The organism is Streptomyces sp. NPDC058195, assembly GCF_042883525.1.
Taxonomy (GTDB): domain Bacteria; phylum Actinomycetota; class Actinomycetes; order Streptomycetales; family Streptomycetaceae; genus Streptomyces.
Genome location: NZ_JBHVVM010000007.1, coordinates 63396 through 79911, shown reverse-complemented (window position 1 = coordinate 79911; position 16516 = coordinate 63396). Strand labels below are relative to the sequence as shown.

General features: G+C 74.7%; 7 protein-coding genes. 2 read left to right on the top strand and 5 right to left on the bottom strand.

Features of this window, described 5'->3' with window-relative positions; genetic code table 11:
- Nucleotides 1–269: 269 nt before the first annotated feature.
- The 5 genes from ACFVWY_RS11335 to ACFVWY_RS11315 all read right to left on the bottom strand — a co-directional run bounded on the left by ACFVWY_RS11335 (nucleotide 270) and on the right by ACFVWY_RS11315 (nucleotide 14077).
- Nucleotides 270–1439 carry a glycosyltransferase gene (locus tag ACFVWY_RS11335; RefSeq protein ID WP_389869878.1) on the bottom strand — a complete coding sequence of 390 codons (1170 nt, stop codon included), beginning with the start codon at nucleotides 1437–1439 and terminating at the stop codon, nucleotides 270–272.
- Nucleotides 1436–2245 (bottom strand): alpha/beta fold hydrolase, encoded by an 810-nt coding sequence (locus tag ACFVWY_RS11330; RefSeq protein WP_389869875.1) that lies wholly within the window; start codon nucleotides 2243–2245, stop codon nucleotides 1436–1438. Before ACFVWY_RS11330 ends, ACFVWY_RS11335 begins: the two co-directional genes overlap by 4 nt.
- 90 nt (nucleotides 2246–2335) lie before the next feature.
- Nucleotides 2336–2683, bottom strand: a complete 348-nt coding sequence (locus ACFVWY_RS11325) for an acyl carrier protein (protein WP_389869872.1) — start codon at nucleotides 2681–2683, stop codon at nucleotides 2336–2338.
- On the bottom strand, nucleotides 2673–7220 hold the full coding sequence (locus ACFVWY_RS11320; RefSeq protein ID WP_389869869.1) for a beta-ketoacyl synthase N-terminal-like domain-containing protein: 4548 nt from the start codon (nucleotides 7218–7220) through the stop codon (nucleotides 2673–2675). Before ACFVWY_RS11320 ends, ACFVWY_RS11325 begins: the two co-directional genes overlap by 11 nt.
- Nucleotides 7217–14077: an SDR family NAD(P)-dependent oxidoreductase gene (locus ACFVWY_RS11315; protein ID WP_389869867.1), complete on the bottom strand. Its 6861-nt coding sequence runs from the start codon at nucleotides 14075–14077 to the stop codon at nucleotides 7217–7219. The genes ACFVWY_RS11320 and ACFVWY_RS11315 overlap by 4 nt, the downstream gene beginning before the upstream one ends.
- Nucleotides 14078–14488: 411 nt before the next feature.
- On the opposite strand from ACFVWY_RS11315, the gene ACFVWY_RS11310 reads away from it, so the two are divergent.
- Together ACFVWY_RS11310 and ACFVWY_RS11305 are read left to right on the top strand one after the other, a co-directional pair.
- Nucleotides 14489–15727, top strand: a complete 1239-nt coding sequence (locus tag ACFVWY_RS11310) for a sensor histidine kinase (protein WP_389870377.1) — start codon at nucleotides 14489–14491, stop codon at nucleotides 15725–15727.
- A complete protein-coding gene (locus ACFVWY_RS11305; protein WP_389869864.1) occupies nucleotides 15699–16382 on the top strand; it encodes a response regulator in 684 nt (227 codons plus the stop codon). The genes ACFVWY_RS11310 and ACFVWY_RS11305 overlap by 29 nt, the downstream gene beginning before the upstream one ends.
- Nucleotides 16383–16516 lie beyond the last annotated feature (134 nt).

The window sequence follows — 16516 nt, the reverse complement described above, 5'->3', positions numbered from 1 at the left end:
CGACCGGCCTTCATTTCCCCCGCGATGAAACCTGGAAAAGGGCATGCGGAATGATGCGCCCGCGGGATGGAGAATAAATACCGACCTTCCTGCCGGGGTGGAAATCCGGATGGAGATCTGGGTGGAGGTCCGGGTGGAGATCCGGTGGAAATCCGGTGGGAATCCAGATGGCTCGCCGGGTGATAATTAAGGGAAATGACCGGGAAAGCGGGGGCGGGGGTGTTCGGCCGGTCGGCCGGGCGCCCCCGCTCCGGTGCGGCGGACGTACCTCAGGCCCGGCCGGCCGCGGCACTCTCCACGAGATCGGCCGCGGCCCGCCGGCCACCGGCCGCCCGCAGGGAGCGGCCGATGGCGCGGGCCGCGGTCCGGTGCCCTCCGGTGTCGTCGAGGACGGTCTCCAGCGCCGTTCGAAGCCGGGCCGCGTCCACCCGTCCGAACCTGACCCGGACACCGGCGCCCGCCGCCACCACCTGCTCGGTGACGATCGGCTGGTCGTCCCGGATCGGGGCCAGGACCAGCGGCAGCCCGTGCCACAGCGATTCGCAGACGGTGTTGTGCCCGCCGTGCGACACCACGGCGGACGCCCGTGCCAGCAGATCGAGCTGGGGCACGTACCCCCGTACGAGAATGCCGTCCGGTACGTCCTCCAGCAGGCCGCCCGGGTCGGTGATCACGCCCTGGACCCGGTCGCGGAGCGCGTCGAGGGCGGTGACCGCCTCCCGCAGGAAGCGGCCCCCCGCGTCGGTGTTGGCGGTGCCCAGCGAGACCAGCACCAGTGCGCGGCCCTCGTCCAGCGCCTCCCACGGGAAGTCGCCGTCGCCGGGGCGCGGTGCGATGACCGGGCCGACCAGCCGGACCCGGTCGTGCGGCAGCGGCGCGTCACCGAGCAGTTCGCGCCCCGTGAAGGCCACCACCCCGTGAGGGGAGAACCGCGGATCACCCTCGGCGCCGGGGTCTCCGATGCGGCGGCGCAGCCCGTCCATCAGCTCCCGCAGCCACGCACCGATCTTCGGGAACGCGGCGAGCGGGTCGATGAGTTCGGCCGAGGTGCTGGCCGAGCTGACGTACGTGATGCCCCTCCGTTCCGCGACGAGCGCACCGGCCAGTGTGTGCTGGTCGGTGAGGACCAGGTCGGGCGCGAAGTCGCCGACGGCGGCATCGACGCCCGGGGCCATCGCCTCGGCGAGCGGGACGAAAAAGTTCTCCCACAGGAACCGGAACGCGGCCGGACCGGTCAGTCCCGGCGGCCGGACCATCCGTCCGTCGACCGGCATCGGGCAGTCGTAGATCCGCGCGTCCCCGCCCACGAGCCGCCCGAGCTGCTCGGCGTTCCCGCACCAGGCGATGTCGTGCCCGCGCCCGGCCAGCTCGTCGGCCACCCCGACCAGCGGGTTGATGTGACCGACCAGGGGCGGCACGACCAGCAGGAAACGCGTCACCGCAACGCTCCCGCCGGGGTGTGCTCGGCGATCCATCCCAGGATGAGGTCCCGGGTGACGGCAGGCTGTTCGACCAGCACCGAGTGCCCCTGTTCCGGCAGGACCACCGTGCGGCAGCCAGCCACCCGTTCCTCCAGGTCCGGCACCTGGGCGCTGAGCCCCGACTCGTCCCCGAAGACGGCGAGCAGCGGGCAGGCCAGCGCCGACAGGTCGTCCTCGATGGTCCGGCTCAGCGGCACGTCCTCGGCCAGCGTCGTCGCCCGCAGGATGCGGCCCGCGTTGCGCGAGAGCCGGGCGGTGTGAGCGCCGTGGTGGGCGGCGATCCAGCTGAGCGACTCCTCCAGGACCAGATGCTCCTTGGCGTCCGCGAGCCCCGCCTTCATGTGCTCGTTCCACAGGGCGACCGGCGGTTCGGACTCGATCATGGTGATGGTGGCCACCCGGTTCGGATACCAGGCGGCGAACCCGGCGGCGACCGTCCCTCCGAAGGAGTTGCCGACCAGGTGCACCCGGCCGGTGCGGCCCAGTCCGTCCAGCAGCGCCGCCAGATCGTCGACGAACGCCTCCAGGCGGTAGCCGGTGCGCGGCCGGTCGCTGCGCCCGTGGCCGCGCAGGTCGTACATGACGACATCGTGCCCGGCGGCGGCGAAGGCGGGGCCGAGCGTGAAGTAGTAGCTGGCGAGGCTGTCGGTCAGCAGTCCGTGGACGAAGACGACGACCTGTGGCTCACCGCCGTGAGCGGGCACGGCGGTGGCGGGTAACTGCTGGACGTGGGTGGTGATCTCGCCGGTACGGATCTTGGGCATGGGGGGTTGGCCCTTTCGTGGGGTGGTGGCGCGGGGGCGCCGGACGGGCACGGGAGCGGGCGCCTCACCCGGCGGGGAAGGCGCCCCGGCTCACGGCGCGGCCCGCAGTGAGTCCGTCACGAAATCGACGAGCTGACCCACCGTCAGGGCAATGATCTCGTCGAGCTCCAGATCGGCGATGAACAGGGCCACATTGACCTTTTCGCCATAGTGCTCGCGCAGCGAACCGGCGAGCGTGACCAGGTCGATGCTCTCCAGTTCGAGATCGTCGTGGAACCGGGTTCCCCGCTCGATCCCGACATCGTCCAGCCCCTCCTCGGCCAGCAGCTCGCGGAGCATGCCCGCGATGTCGTCGAGGGTTCTCGCGCGCAGTTCGTCCGGTGGGACGGTGGCCGTCGCGGCGCTCCGTCCGATCGCTTCGGTCGCTTCAGTGGTCATTCTGGGCTCCTGTCGTTCTGTCGTCCGTCGTCCAGGCGACGATGAACCGCCGTCCGTCCGGCTCCCGTACCCCGCCGGTCATCCCGGCGCTGCTCACCTCGTACGTCACCCCCTCGGCCGCCACGCTCAGCCGTCCGGGGGTCGCGGAGACCACCCGGAAGTCGGCTGGGCGGCCCCGCAGCCCGGTCCCGAGCCGCTTGGAGACCGCCTCCTTGGCCGTCCAGAACCGGGTGAACCAGACCGCCGCGCTCTCCTCGCCCGCTGCCACGAGCCCGTCCAGCAGGGCCAGTTCCGCCGGACCGCAGGAGGCCGTCATGGTGTCGCGCGAGCGTTCGGCGATCTCCTCGATGTCGATCCCGCAGGGGCCCCGGCGTGCTAGGGCCACACCGGTCTCCCGGCAGTGCGCCAGCGAGACGACCAGCCCCTCGCCCAGCTCGCACCCGTGCACCCCGCGCACCAGCGGCCGGCCGGACGCGGCGTTGTGCACGGCCACCTCCGCCGGGTAGATGTCGCCCCGGCCCTCCTGCCACAGCAGCGTGCGCACCGCGTCCTTGGCGGCGATCCGGCCGAGCAGCCAGCGGCGGCGGACCATGGGCTTCAGCCCGTCGTACACCTCGCGTTCCGCGCTTCCCAGCATGTTGCGCATCACCAGTTCGCGGGTGGCGAGGTCGGGCCAGCGCTCCCGGACCGCCAGCCAGCCGCCGGGGTGCCGCTCGGAGAGCGTGTTGGCGCCGGGGAAGCGGTCGACCGCCCGCATCGTCGCGTCGTTGTCGAAGCGCCGGTCCTGCCAGCCGGTGAACTCGGCCCACACCCGGCCCTCATGGCTGAGACGCATATCGGCGGTGAGCGTCGAACCGGTCACCTCGGTGATGCGGATCGCGCAGGTCAGCCTGGTCCCGGGGGCGGGGTGGGGGCCGAAGAAGCGGATGCGTTCCATGGCGACGGGGAAGACCGTGGTGCGTTCGTCGAGCTTCGACATGATCCAGTAGCCGAGCAGCTGGCCCACGTTGTCCAGCAGCGCGCCGGGCGCCTCGGGAGTGGTCAGCACTCCTCGTACGTAGTGGTCGGCCTCGGCCGTCAGTTCGCTCACCCCCTGGAAGCGGGGGCCGTGGAACATCCACCGGTCCGTGTACAGCTGCTCCGCGCGCAGCTCGGGCCTGCGCTCCGCGGCCGGGGCGGTGGGCCACATCGCCGGGGCCTCGGGATAGCGCGGCGCCAGCTCGACGACCGCCCGTGAGTAGCCGGTCAGGGCGACCTCCACCCGGTCCGGGGCCACGTCCCGCACTTCCACCGGCACCTGTACCGAGGGGATCGCGGCGATCCACTTCAGCAGCCGCACGTCGTGCACGGCGACGGCACGCGTCCCGGGGCGGGCCCGCTCGGCGAACTCCATGAGGTGGGTGATGACCGTGGTGGCGGGCACCACGGGCCAGCGGTCCCCCTCGTCGGGCCAGCCGGGGCGCTGGCGGAAGAAGCAGTGGTCCAGCAGATAGGGCATCGTGGCCACGTCCACCCGCAGTGCCCGTTCCGCCCGCACCGGGCCCGCCGAACGGGCCGGTTCCCCGGGGCCCGGTCCCCCCGGGGCCGGGGGAGGCGGGACCGGGCTCGCCGGGCGGACCGGCCGGGCGCCGGGGGCCCGGCGGCCGAGGCCGCGGGCACCGATGAGCTCCCTGGCCACCGACACGGTGTCGTCGAGCAGCGCGGACAGCTCGGCGCTCAGCGGGTCGTGCGCCGCACCGGGGACCGGGAGCGCGGTGCTGGTCCCGGCCCCGGATGTCCGGGCCAGCAGACCGTGCTCCCGCGAGGGCAGGGACACCAGGGCCCCGCCGAGGTCCAGGCGTACCCCCGGCCGCCCGGAACGCGCGGTGCGCTCCGCCGCGCGGGCCCCGGCCCCGGCCCCGGTCGCGCCGGGGGTGAGCAGCGGGGCGGCGTCCGGGGCGGCGCCCTCCGTCCACAGCGCGGTCACCACCCGGCGCAGCTGCGCGAGGCTGTCGTGCGCCGCGGAGTGCGCCGAGACGACCAGCCGGTCCTGCCCGGCGAGGGTGTCGTCGATGAGCGAGCCGAGCTGGCCCGCGCCGAGCTGCACGAAGGCCCGGAACCCGGCCGCGTGGAGCGCGAGGACGGTCTGGCGGAAGCGGACGGGCTCCAGCAGATGGCGCACGAACAGCTCGCGCACCGCCGCCTCCTCGGCCGGGAAGGGCGCGGCGGTGGTCGCGGACCAGACCGGGGTGGTCTGCGGGTGCAGCGAGTACCGCTCGGCGGCCTCCCGGATCGGCCCCAGATACGGTGACAGCAGGGGGGTGTGGAACCCGGAGCGGAACGGCAGCACCTGGCAGATGACGCCCTGGGCGCGGAAGTGGTGCACCAGGGCGGTCACCGCCTCCTCGGGGCCGCAGATCATCGACTGGCGCGGCGCGTTGTCGTGCGAGAGCACGACGTCCTCCCGGTCCCCGAGCGCCTCCAGCACCTGTCCGGCGGGCATGCCCAGCACCCCGAAGGCGACGCCCGGCACCCGCAGCGCGTCCGGGTCGAAGGCGGAGAGGAACGCGTCGACCTCGTCGGCCGCGTGGATGCCGCCGCAGGCCATCGCCGTCCACTCGCCGACACTGTGCCCGGCGACGGCGTCCGGCACCACACCCACCCGGCGCAGTGCCGTGTCCAGCAGGCGGCCGAGCTGGAAGACGGCGGCACCGTGCCGACCCACGTCACCGACCCGCGCGTCGGAGCCCGGGGACCAGGGGAGTGCGAAGCGGGCGGCCAGCTCCTCGACGCGCGGCGTGAATTCGGCCTCCAGCCCGGGGAAGACGAACGCGGTCAGCCCGCCGCCCGCCCCCAGCACCGGACGCGGGGTGAACCACACGTCACTGCGCCCCCGCCACGGCACGCCCCTGGCCACGGCCTTGCGGGCCAGCTTCAGCCTGCGTTCGGTCGGGGCGACGATGCCCAGGCGCACCGGGCCACCGCCCGGGGCCCGCTCGTCCCGGCCCGCGGCCAGGACGGAGGCGTCGTCACCGGCCAGCAGCCCGGCCAGCTCGTCGACCGTGCCGGCGGTCAGCCGCAGCACCCGCTCCGGCTCGCTCACCACCACCCGGGGCACGGCCCGGGACGCCGCCGTAACCGGCTGCTCCAGCACCACGTGGGCGTTGATGCCGCCGAAGCCGAAGGCGTTCACCCCCGCCCGGCGCGGCGCACCGTCCGCCGGGTCCTGCCAGGGGCGGGCCTGGGCCAGCGGGGCGAACCGGGTGTCCGCGAGCGCCGGATGGGGGTCCTCGCAGTGCAGTGTCGCGGGGAGCACCCCGTGGTACACGGCCAGCGCCGCCTTGATCAGCCCGGCGATCCCGGCGGCGGGCATGGTGTGCCCGATCATCGACTTCACCGAGCCGATGACCGCCCGGCCGTCCGGCCCGGCCGGGCCGAACACCTCGGCGAGCGTGGCGAGTTCGGCCCTGTCACCGGCGGGGGTCGCGGTGCCGTGCGCCTCCAGCAGGCCGATCGACCCGGCGGCCCTGGGATCGAGCCCGGCGGCCTGCCACGCCTGGCGCACCGCACGGACCTGCCCGCCCGGGTCCGGGGCGAGCAGGCTCGCCGTGCGGCCGTCCGCCGCCACACCGGTACCGGTGATCACGGCGTAGACACGGTCCCCGTCCCGTTCGGCGTCGGCGAGCCGCTTCAGGACGACCACCCCGGTGCCCTCGCCGATCAGCACCCCGTCCGCGCCGCTGTGGAAGGGGCGGATGCGCTCGGAGGGGGAGAGCGCCCCGAGCTGGCTGAAGACGCTCCACAGAGTGATGTCGTGGCAGTGGTGCACCCCGCCCGCCAGCATCAGGTCGCAGCGCCCCGAGGCCAGTTCGCGCACCGCGTGGTCGACCGCGATCAGCGAGGACGCGCACGCCGCGTCGACCGTGTACGCGGGCCCGCGCAGATCGAGCCGGTTGGCGACCCGGGAGGCCACCAGGTTCGGCACCAGCCCGATCGCGGACTCCGGCTGCTCGGGCCCGAGCTGCTCGGTGAACGCCGCACGCACCCGCTCCAGCTGGTCCGCGCCGAGCTGCGGGGCCAGCTCGCCCAGCGTCCGCACCAACTGGTGCGCGGTACGCACCCGCTGGTCCAGGCGGACCAGACCGGGTGTCAGGTAGCCGCCCCGGCCCAGCACGATCCCGGCCCGCTCCCGCGCGGACGGCAGGACACCGGCGCCCCCGGCGTCCTGGAGCGAGCGGTGCGCCACCTCCAGCGCGATCAGCTGGTCCGGCTCGGTCCCCGCCACCGACGACGGCATGATCCCGAACCGTGCCACGTCGAACTCGGCCGTCCGGTCCACGAACCCGCCGCGCCGGCAGTAGATCCGGTCGCTGCGCCGGTCCCCGTCCGTGGCACCCGGCGCGTAGAAGCCGGCGTCCCAGCAGTCGTCCGGCACCTGCGTGATGGCGTCCACCCCGCCGACGATGTTCTGCCAGTACGTGTCCAGGTCGGCGGCGCCCGGGAGGAAGACGTCCATGCCGACGACCGCGACCGGGGTGGATGCGGGCACGCCGGTCACCAGCCCGAGGCGGTGTAGACCGTGGCGTGCGTCTCGGGCAGACCCCAGGCCAGTTCCCGCAGCAGGCTCAGCGGGCCCTCGTCCGGGTCGATCAGCTTGATACCGCGGGCCGCGTACGAGCGCATCAGCTCGGGGGTCACCATGCCGCCGCCGGTCTCCTCCGCGGCCCAGGGGCCCCAGTGCACGGTGAACCCGCGACGGCCGGGCCTGGTCCACCGGCGGCCCAGCTCCTCCAGGGCGTCGTTGGCGCTCGCGTAGTCGCACTGGCCGCGGTTGCCCAGGGCCGCCGCGATGCTGCCGAAGAGCACCGCGAAACGCGGCCCGCTGGGCAGTGTGTCCACCGCGTCCAGCACCGCCCTGGCCCCCTGGACCTTGGTGGAGAAGACCCGGTCGAAGGAAGCGGCGGTCTTCTCCGCGATCAGCTTGTCCTCGATGACCCCGGCCGCGTAGACGACCCCGTCGAGACGGCCGTACTCCCGGTGCACCTCCTTCACCGTGGTGCTGACGGCCTCGGTGTCCAGCACGTCCACGCAGAGGTAGCGGGCCTGGCTGCCCAGCTCCCGCAACTCCCGCAGGGTGCCGCGCACCTCGCGGGCCGCCAGCAGGGAATGCAGCCTGCGCTCGATCTCGGCGGGCTGCGTCAGCCCCGTCGCCAGCAGCGCCCGGCGCAGCGCGTCACGGCCCTGGGCCCCCGCCGTCGCCGGGTCCTCGGCCTCCGTCGGCACCGGCGTACGGCCCATCAGGACCAGGCGGCAGCGGCTGGTGGCGGCCAGCGTCCGGGCGAACCGGGCGGTGATGCCGCGCGCGCCGCCGACCATGAGCACCACGGCGTCCCGGTCGAGACCGACGGCCTCCGCCTCCGCCACCCCGTCCCCGGCCGGGCCCGCACCGGTCTCGGCGAGCGCGCCCAGCCCGGTCGGGGTCAGCCGCAGCGCCCGCCGTACGGCCGCGTCGGTGAGCACGACCGGCTCCCGGTCGGTGGCCGCGGCCTCGGTGAGCAGGGCCCCGGCGACATCCCCGGCATCGGCGCCCTCCGCCACCTCCAGCAGGGTCGCGTCGCACGCGGGGTACTCGCGGGCGACCGTACGGAAGAAGCCGCGCAGCCCGCTGACCGCGCCCCCGGCGCGCCGCTCCACCGCGATCAGCCGGGCCGGGGCCGCCGCGAGCAGCTTCTGGAACAGCGGCAGGGCGTCGGGCAGCGGCGGGGTGTCGGCGTCCAGGGCGCCCAGGTAGATCACGGTGCCGGGGAGGTCGGCGGGCACGTCGTCGGCGGTGAACGGATCGGCGCCCGCCTCCCGCAGCCGGTTCGCGAGGGCTTCGGCGCACGCGCCGCCGCCGAGCAGCAGGACCCGGGCCCCGGCCGGGAGCGCGGCGGTCACCGCGGGCAGCGGCTCCTCGGTGAACTCCAGCCGGACGGGGGCGATGATCTCCGGCTCGGCCGCCCCGGGCACGGCCGGTTCGGCCACCGCCGGTGCCGGCGCGGCGGCCTCGGGCCGCGGGGTGCCGGTGCCGAGTGCCTCGACGAGCAGGTCGGTGAGGGCGGCGGCGGTACGGGCCGCGCTGAGGCGGTCCAGACCGTCGGGCGTGTTGGTGGGCAGCCCGAGCCGTCCGGCCAGCTCGCCCGCTATCTCGGCGCGCTTGATGGAGTCGACGCTGAGGTCCGCCTCCAGGTCGAGCTCGGGTTCGATCATGTCGACCGGGTAGCCGGTGCGGTCGGCGACGACATCGAGGACGGCGCCGAGGACCCCGGCCCGGTCGGTGGCGGGCGGGGACGCCACGGCCGTCTCCGCCGCGGCGGGAGCCGCAGCGGCCTGGAGCGCGGGTACGGGCCGCGCGGGCGGCTCGTACGCCACGGCCGGGGCGTACACCGGCGTGCCCGGTACCGCCGCCGGGTGGCCGCCCTCGGGACCGCCCAGATAGCGCAGCAGCACGTCGCGCTGGGCGGCGACCATGTCCCGGCTGCTGCGCAGGAACTCAGCGATCAGGGCGTCGGGGCCGGACAGGGAACCGCTGGGGTGGGGATGCTCCGGCACGACCGACTCCGATATCTGGGTGGGGGGATGGAGGGCGCCCGACGGAATGGTGCCGTCGGCGCGGCGCAGCAGATGGCCGTCGACCGTCCAGCCCGCCGCGCGCGGCGCGGCGGCGGTCTCGGGGTCGACGCAGTCGCGGCCCTGGACGAGCCGGGCCAGGCGTACGTCGATGCCGAGGACCGCGAGCCGGGCCAGGGCGTCGAGCAGTCCGCGCAGCCCGCCCCGGCGGTCGGCGGCCAGGCAGACGGTGCGGTGCGGGCGGTCCTTGAGGATCGCGTCCACCAGCCGCGCCATCATGCGGCCGGGGCCGACCTCGGCGAAGACCCGGGCGCCCGCCGCGTACATGGCCTCGATCTGCTCGGTGAACCGCACCGGCGCCTCGATCTGGGCCGCCAGCCAGGCGCGGATCTCCTCGGGCGCGTCCGGGTAGCGCGCGGCGGTCCGGTTCGCCCATACGCCGAAGGCGGGCGGATGCATCACGACCCCCGCCAGATGCCCGGCGAAGGTCTCGCCCGCCCCCGACAGCAGCGGACTGTGGAAGGCGCAGGCCACCTGGAGCCCGGTGACCGAGTGACCGGCGTCCCGCAGTGCGGCACCGGCCGCGTCCACCGCCTGGGCCGGGCCCGAGATGACGGTCTGTTCCGGCGAGTTGTGGTTGGCGGTCACGACGTCGCCGTGGCGGCCGGAGAGCCGCAGCACCTCCTCGATCCGCTCCGCGGAGGCGTTCACGGCGGCCATCGCACCCCGGTCGCCGCCGTCGGCCGCGCCGAGGATCGCCGCGGCGCGGGCGGCGCTCGCCGCCAGCAGGTCCTGCGGCGCGAACACCCCGGCGGCGCCCAGCGCGGCCAGTTCGCCGTAGCTGTGCCCCGCCGCCATCGCGGGCCGCACGCCCAGGCTGCCGAGCAGTTCGGCGGCGGCCAGCTCCACGATGCCCAGCACCGGCTGGGCCACCGCCGTGTCGGTGATCCGGGCCAGCTGCCCGGCCTTCGTGTCCGCGTCGAAGGCGGCGGGCGGGTGCAGCGCCTCGGCCCACCGCGCGCCGAGGTGCAGGTAGCGGTGGAGCTCGGGAAAGGCGACGAAGAGGTCCGCCAGCATGCCCGGCCGCTGGCTGCCCTGTCCGGGGAAGAGGAACGCCAGCGCCCCGGCGGGATTCTCCGCCGCGTCCCCGTACAGCCCCTCCCGTTCCCGTTCTGCCGCGAAGACCCCGTCACCGGGGGCGTGTTCACCGGCGGCGGCCCGTTCCAGCAGGCCGGGCAGCGCCTCGATCGATTCGGCCACCACCGCGTACCGGACCGGCTCCCCGTTCAGCGCGGCCCGGTCGGCGCGGAGCGCGGCGTGCCGGGCGTAGTCCCGCAGCCGCCACGTCCCGCCCCGCTCCAGCAGATCCAGCAGCCGCCGTACGGAGCGGGCGGCGGCCCGGTCGTCGCCGCGGAACACGAACAGCTCGGCGGGCCAGCTGTCCAGGGCGTGGGGCGCCGGTGCCTGCTCGTGGGCGCGCATCACCACATGGAAGTTGGTGCCGCCGAATCCGAAGGCGCTGACCCCGGCGATCCGCCGGTCCGGCTCCGCCGGCCAGGGGCGGGCCTCGGTGTGGAAGACGAACGGGCTCGACGCCTTGTCCCAGGCCGCGTTGGGTTCGCGGACGTGCAGCGTCGGCGGCCTGATCCCGTGGTGGAGGGCGAGCGCCGTCTTGATCAGACCAGCCATGCCCGCCGCGCACTTGGTGTGCCCGATCTGGGATTTGACCGACCCGACCGCACAGCTCCCGGCCGGTGCGCCGGACTCGGTGAACATCTCGGTGAGCGTGGCGAGTTCGGTGCGGTCACCGACGACGGTGCCGGTGCCGTGCGCCTCGATCAGGCCCACCTCGGCGGGGGAGACGCCCGCGCCCGCGTACGCCCGCTCCAGCGCCGCGCGCTGGCCCTCGGGACGGGGCGCGGTCAGCCCCAGCGCCCGGCCGTCGCTCGCGCTGCCCACCCCGTCGATGACGGCGTAGATCCGGTCCCCGTCGCGCTCCGCGTCGGCGAGCCGTTTCAGCGCCACGCACCCCACGCCCTCGCCGAGCGCGATGCCGTCGGCGCCGCTGTCGAAGGTGGCCGAGCGGCCGGAGGGGGAGAGCGCGTGCACCGAGGAGAACAGCAGGTAGTCGTTGATGCCGTTGTGCAGATCGGCGCCGCCGCACAGCACCAGGTCGCTGGTACCGGTCACCAGTTCCTTGCAGGCCGCGTCCACCGCCGTCAGCGAGGAGGCGCAGGCCGCGTCCACCGTGTAGTTGGCGCCGCCCAGGTCGAGCCGGTTGGCGATCCGGCCCGCGATGACATTGGCCAGCATCCCCGGGAAGGAGTCCTCGGTCAGGCGCGGCAGCTGCTCGTCCAGTCCCGCCGGAACACTCCCGGTGTAGGCGGGCAGCACCGTGCGCAGCGTCGTCGCGTTGGACAGGTCGCTGCCCGCCTCAGCCCCGAAGATCACCGAGGTGCGCCGGTGGTCGGTGCCCGGCGCGTCGTACCCGGCGTCCACCAGCGTCCGGCGGGCCGCTTCGAGCGCCAGCAGCTGCACCGGCTCGATGCTCGCGAGCGAGGCCGGCGGGATGCCGTACACCAGCGGGTCGAAGGGGATCTCGGGCAGGAAGCCGCCCCAGCGCGACGGAGTGCGCTCGCCGTCGCCGTCCGGCGCGTAGTAGAGCTCCGCGTCCCAGCGGTCCGCCGGAACCTCCGTCACACAGTCCGCGCCGGACAGGACGTTGGCCCAGAACTCGGCCAGATCGGCCGCGCCGGGGAACATCCCGGCCATCCCGATCACCGCGATCCGCAGCGGCGCGGGCTTCTCGGCGGGGGCGTCCGGACCTGCGGAGCGCTCCCGCAGCAGACGGGCCGCGTCCTCGGTCACCGAGGCGTGCAGCGCCGCCACCCTGGTCGGGCCGTGCCGCAGCACCACCACTTCGCCCGCCATGAACATGCCCTCGTGCGCCTGGCGGTCCTCACCCACCGCCAGCAGCTCGTCGCCGGCCCGCTCGATGCCCTTGGACGCCAGCCGCAGCCGCCCGACGTTGAACCGCTCCAGCTGTTCCCACGCCTCCCGGTCGGGCACCCCGCGCTCGCGCAGACCGTCCTTGAGGGCCGCGAAGTCCCGGGTGATCGCGGAGTGCGCGCAGCGGGTGGCGTGCCCGGGGGCGGTCTCCAGGAGGTCGGTACGGTCCGCGGCGATCACCTGACGCTGGTACAGCGGCTGGATCGCCCCGGCGGTCACGGCCTCCTCGGTGAACAGGTACGCCGTGCCCATCAGTACGCCGAAGCCCACCCCGGCCCGGGTCAGCGGGGCGGCCAGGGCCGCCGCCATCGCCGCCGACCGCGCGTCGTGGATACCGCCCGCGAGGAGCACGGTCAGCTCGTCCGCGCCCCGGCCGCCGGACTCGGCGAGGAAATCGAGCAGTACCTCGGTCTGCGCCTGCCACAGCGGGAAGCTGCCGCGCGGGCCCACATGGCCGCCGCACTCCGAGCCCTCGAAGACGAACCGGCGGGCCCCGGCGGCCAGGAACTGCCGCAGCAGCCCCGGCGAGGGAACGTGGAGGAAGGCGGTGATGCCCTCGGCCTCCAGGGCGGCGGCCTGCGCGGGCCTGCCGCCCGCGATGATCGCGTGGGAGGGCCGCAGCTCACGGACCACTTCCAGCTGGGCGTCCTTCACCGCGTCGTCCGCGAAGCCCAGGATGCCGACGCCCCAGGCGCGCTCCTTGAGCAGGTCCCTGGTCTCCTCCAGCATGGCGCGGGTGCGCTCGGGCCCCGCCAGCGCCAGTGCGAGGAACGGCAGTCCGCCCTCGTCCGCGACGGCCGCGGCGAACGCGGGCCGGTCGCTGACCCGGGTCATCGGCCCCTGGGCGATGGGCAGGGCGCAGCCGAGCGTCCGGGCCCCGGGCGAGCCCGCCGCCAGCGCGTCTCCCCGGGCGCCTTCGGACAGCGCCCCGGCGACGGCGTCGCGGACCGCGCGCAGGGCCCGCGAGACGTTGGGGTAGCGCCGGGCGAACGAACCGGCCAGGTAGACGTCCTGCCCCACCGGGAGGAACTGGGTGCGCAGATCGTCCGCGCCGATCCGGGCGGCGAACTCCGCGGCGTCCTCGGGCGGCCGGGGCGCCCCGGGGCCCCGGCGGCGCAGCACCCGGTGGCCGTGGTGCACCACGGTCTCGGAACCGTCGAGCCCGCGCAGGGCGTCCGCGGCCCCGGCAGGGGACTCGGCCTCGTCGAACAGCGCCAGCTGGGTGTCGATCACCACTCCGGCGGCGCCGCCCGCGACGGCCGCCGCCGCGCTGTAGGGGCCGATGCCCCCGCAGGCCCACACCGGGAGGTCCAGCGCCTCGTCGGCCAGGATCTGCTGGAGGAGGATGAACGTGCTCAGTTCCCCGACGCGGCCGCCGCTCTCGTGGCCGCGTGCCACCAGGCCATGTGCCCCGTCACGGGCCGCCTCGTGGGCCTCGGCCAGGGAGGTGACCTCCACCAGGACCCGGCGGCCGGGGAAGCCCGCGGGGCTGCGGGCGGAATCGGCCAGCAGGACGGTGGCCGCGCCTCCGGGGAGCGAGTCCGCGCTGTCGCCGTCCGGCAGCACGCAGCCGGGGCGGAGCCGTACGCCGAACGGTGCCCGGGTCCAGCGGTCCGTACGGGCCAGTAACTCCTCGGCCTCACGCGCGTCCCCGATGGGCAGCTCCAGCACGCCGAGTGCGCCCGCCCGCGCCGCCGCGGCGGTCAGCCGGGGGGAGGGGCGGTGGAGCGGATTGACCGCGATGACCAGGTCCGGCGCCGAGAGCAAAACGGGTGCGCCGGGTAACGGCATCGACATGAAGTCCCCCGATTCAAGGGTCCGTTGGGCGTGATCTGCGGTAGTTAACTGGTGGGGACTCGGCGGGGTCAACAGGTCGTGATGTTCCGTCTGACCCTCGGTGTCTACGCGCGTTAAGCGGGTGTGAACCGAAAAGACCCCGAGGCGCGGCAATGCGGACTTCCTCGCGCGCGTGTGTACCGGCCGTCACCTGCAAGTCATGGCCATGACACGTGTACGACGTGAGTGTGTACGGCACGAAACAAGCAATGTGTCGAAGGTCACAGCAACCCGAAAGGGCTTTCCGTCTGCGCGGGCCTCCGAAGCCGGACACGGACGCCCGGTGAGGGGCCCGGACCGGGGCGCCCCGGCCAGGCTCCCGGCTCTCCCGATGCCCGATTCGTCCCCCGCCCCTACCGTGGGGGAATGGCCATGATCAATGTGTGGCGGCCGGGCGGCCCGGCCCGGCTCCTCGCGGCGGACGCGGCACGCGCGGTGGTGCTGTTCACGCTGTCCGTCGTGGTGGCCTCGGTCGACCCCCGCCAGCGCACGTTCCAGGTCAGCTGGCCCACGGTGCTCGTGGCGGCGATCGGCTGCGCCGCCCTGGTGCGGCGGCGCAGCCACCCGCTCGGCGTACTGGCCGTGACCACCGTCTGCGGCGTGGCCTTCCAGCTGCTCGGGGTCCGCTACAGCCCGCTGGTGGCGAGCCCGGTCCTGGTCTCCGTCTACACCGTGGCGGTGCGCACCGACCGGCGTACCGCCTGGACCGCGGCCGCCCTCTCGGCCGCCGTCCTGGTGACCGCCGCCACGATGAGCGCCACGGGCTCCTGGCTGGAACCCGACACCGTAGCGATGCTGGCCTGGACCGCCCTGCCAGTCGCCGTGGGCGAGGGCGTCCGCTCGCGCCGCGCCTACGTGATGGCCGTCGAGGAACGGGCGGAGCACGCGGAACGCACCCGTGAGCAGGAAGCACGGCAGCGCGTGGCCGCCGAGCGGGTCCGGATCGCACGCGAACTGCACGACATCGTCGCCCACCACATCGCCCTCATCAACGCTCAGGCGGGCGTCGCCGTCCACCTGGTGGACCAACGGCCGGAACAGATCCTCACCGCGCTGGAGGACATCCGCGACACCAGCCGCTCCGCCCTGGACGAACTCCGCGTGACCGTGGGCCTGCTCCGGCAGTCCGACGACCCGGTGGCACCCCGCGACCCCATGCCGGGCCTGGCCCAGGTGCCCGCCCTGCTGGCCTCGTTCGAACGCGCCGGGCTGTCCGTCAGCCACACCCGGCGCGGCGACGCCGGAGCGCTGGACCCGGCCGTCGACCTCGCCGCGTTCCGCATCGTGCAGGAATCCCTGACCAATGTGCGCAAGCACGCCGGAGCCGACCACGCCCGGCTGTCCCTGCGCTACCACCGCGAACGCCTTACGATCACCGTCGAGGACGACGGGTCCGCCGGACCGCGCCGTCCGCATCCGGGTGCCGGTCACGGACTGATCGGCATGCGCGAACGGGCCGCCGCCCTCGGCGGACGCCTGCACGCGGGACCACGCCCCGAGGGCGGATTCGTGGTGACGGCCGAACTGCCGCTGCGCCCCGGCCGGTCCCGCGCCGGACCAGCACGGGACCAGAGGGACGGGCATGACGATTCGCGTACTGCTTGCCGATGACCAGGCCCTGTTGCGGGGCACCTTCCGGATGCTGTTCGACGCCACCGAGGACATGGAGACCGTGGGCGAGGCGTCCGACGGGCGCGAAGCGGTCGACCTGGCCGCCGCCGAGCAGCCGGACGTCGTCCTGATGGACATCCGCATGCCGGAGATGGACGGGCTGGAGGCCACCCGGCTGATCACCGAGGCGGACGGCCCGGCCGGGGTCAAGGTGCTCATCCTGACCACCTTCGAGAACGACGAGCACGTCGCCGAGGCGTTGCGCGCGGGCGCCAGCGGCTTCCTCGGCAAGGGCGCCCGGCCGGAGGAACTGCTGGACGCCGTCCGCACGGTCGCGAGCGGCGAGGCACTGCTGTCGCCGACCGCGACCCGGGCCCTGATCACCCGCTTCCTGGCCCAGCCGGACCCCTGCCCGGTGGCCGTGCACGAGCGGCTGGCCTCCCTGACGCCGAGGGAGCGCGATGTCACGGCGCTCGCCGCGCTGGGCCTGTCCAACGAGGAGATCGCCGACCGCCTGTTCGTCAGTCCGCTGACCGCCAAGACGCACGTCAACCGGGCGATGACCAAACTGGCGGCCCGGGACCGCGCCCAGCTCGTGGTCGCCGCCTACCAGTGCGGACTGGTGAGCCCGAGCGGCCCGGGGACGCTCGCCTGAGCGGTGGCATGGCGCCCGCGCCCGGCGGCCGTGACCGCCCGGCCGCGGCAGTACTGCGGCACACCGGATACCGCAGCCGTGGTAGGCGCGAATCACTGTGTGCGGACGATGTGCCGGGGGCCCTCACGGAGGGA

Coding starts and splice junctions, on each gene's coding strand:
- ACFVWY_RS11325 (WP_389869872.1), bottom strand. CDS start 2,683: ATGACCACTGAAGCGACCGAAGCGATCGGACGGAGCGCCGCGACGGCC.
- ACFVWY_RS11330 (WP_389869875.1), bottom strand. CDS start 2,245: ATGCCCAAGATCCGTACCGGCGAGATCACCACCCACGTCCAGCAGTTA.
- ACFVWY_RS11305 (WP_389869864.1), top strand. CDS start 15,699: ATGACGATTCGCGTACTGCTTGCCGATGACCAGGCCCTGTTGCGGGGC.
- ACFVWY_RS11315 (WP_389869867.1), bottom strand. CDS start 14,077: ATGTCGATGCCGTTACCCGGCGCACCCGTTTTGCTCTCGGCGCCGGAC.
- ACFVWY_RS11310 (WP_389870377.1), top strand. CDS start 14,489: ATGATCAATGTGTGGCGGCCGGGCGGCCCGGCCCGGCTCCTCGCGGCG.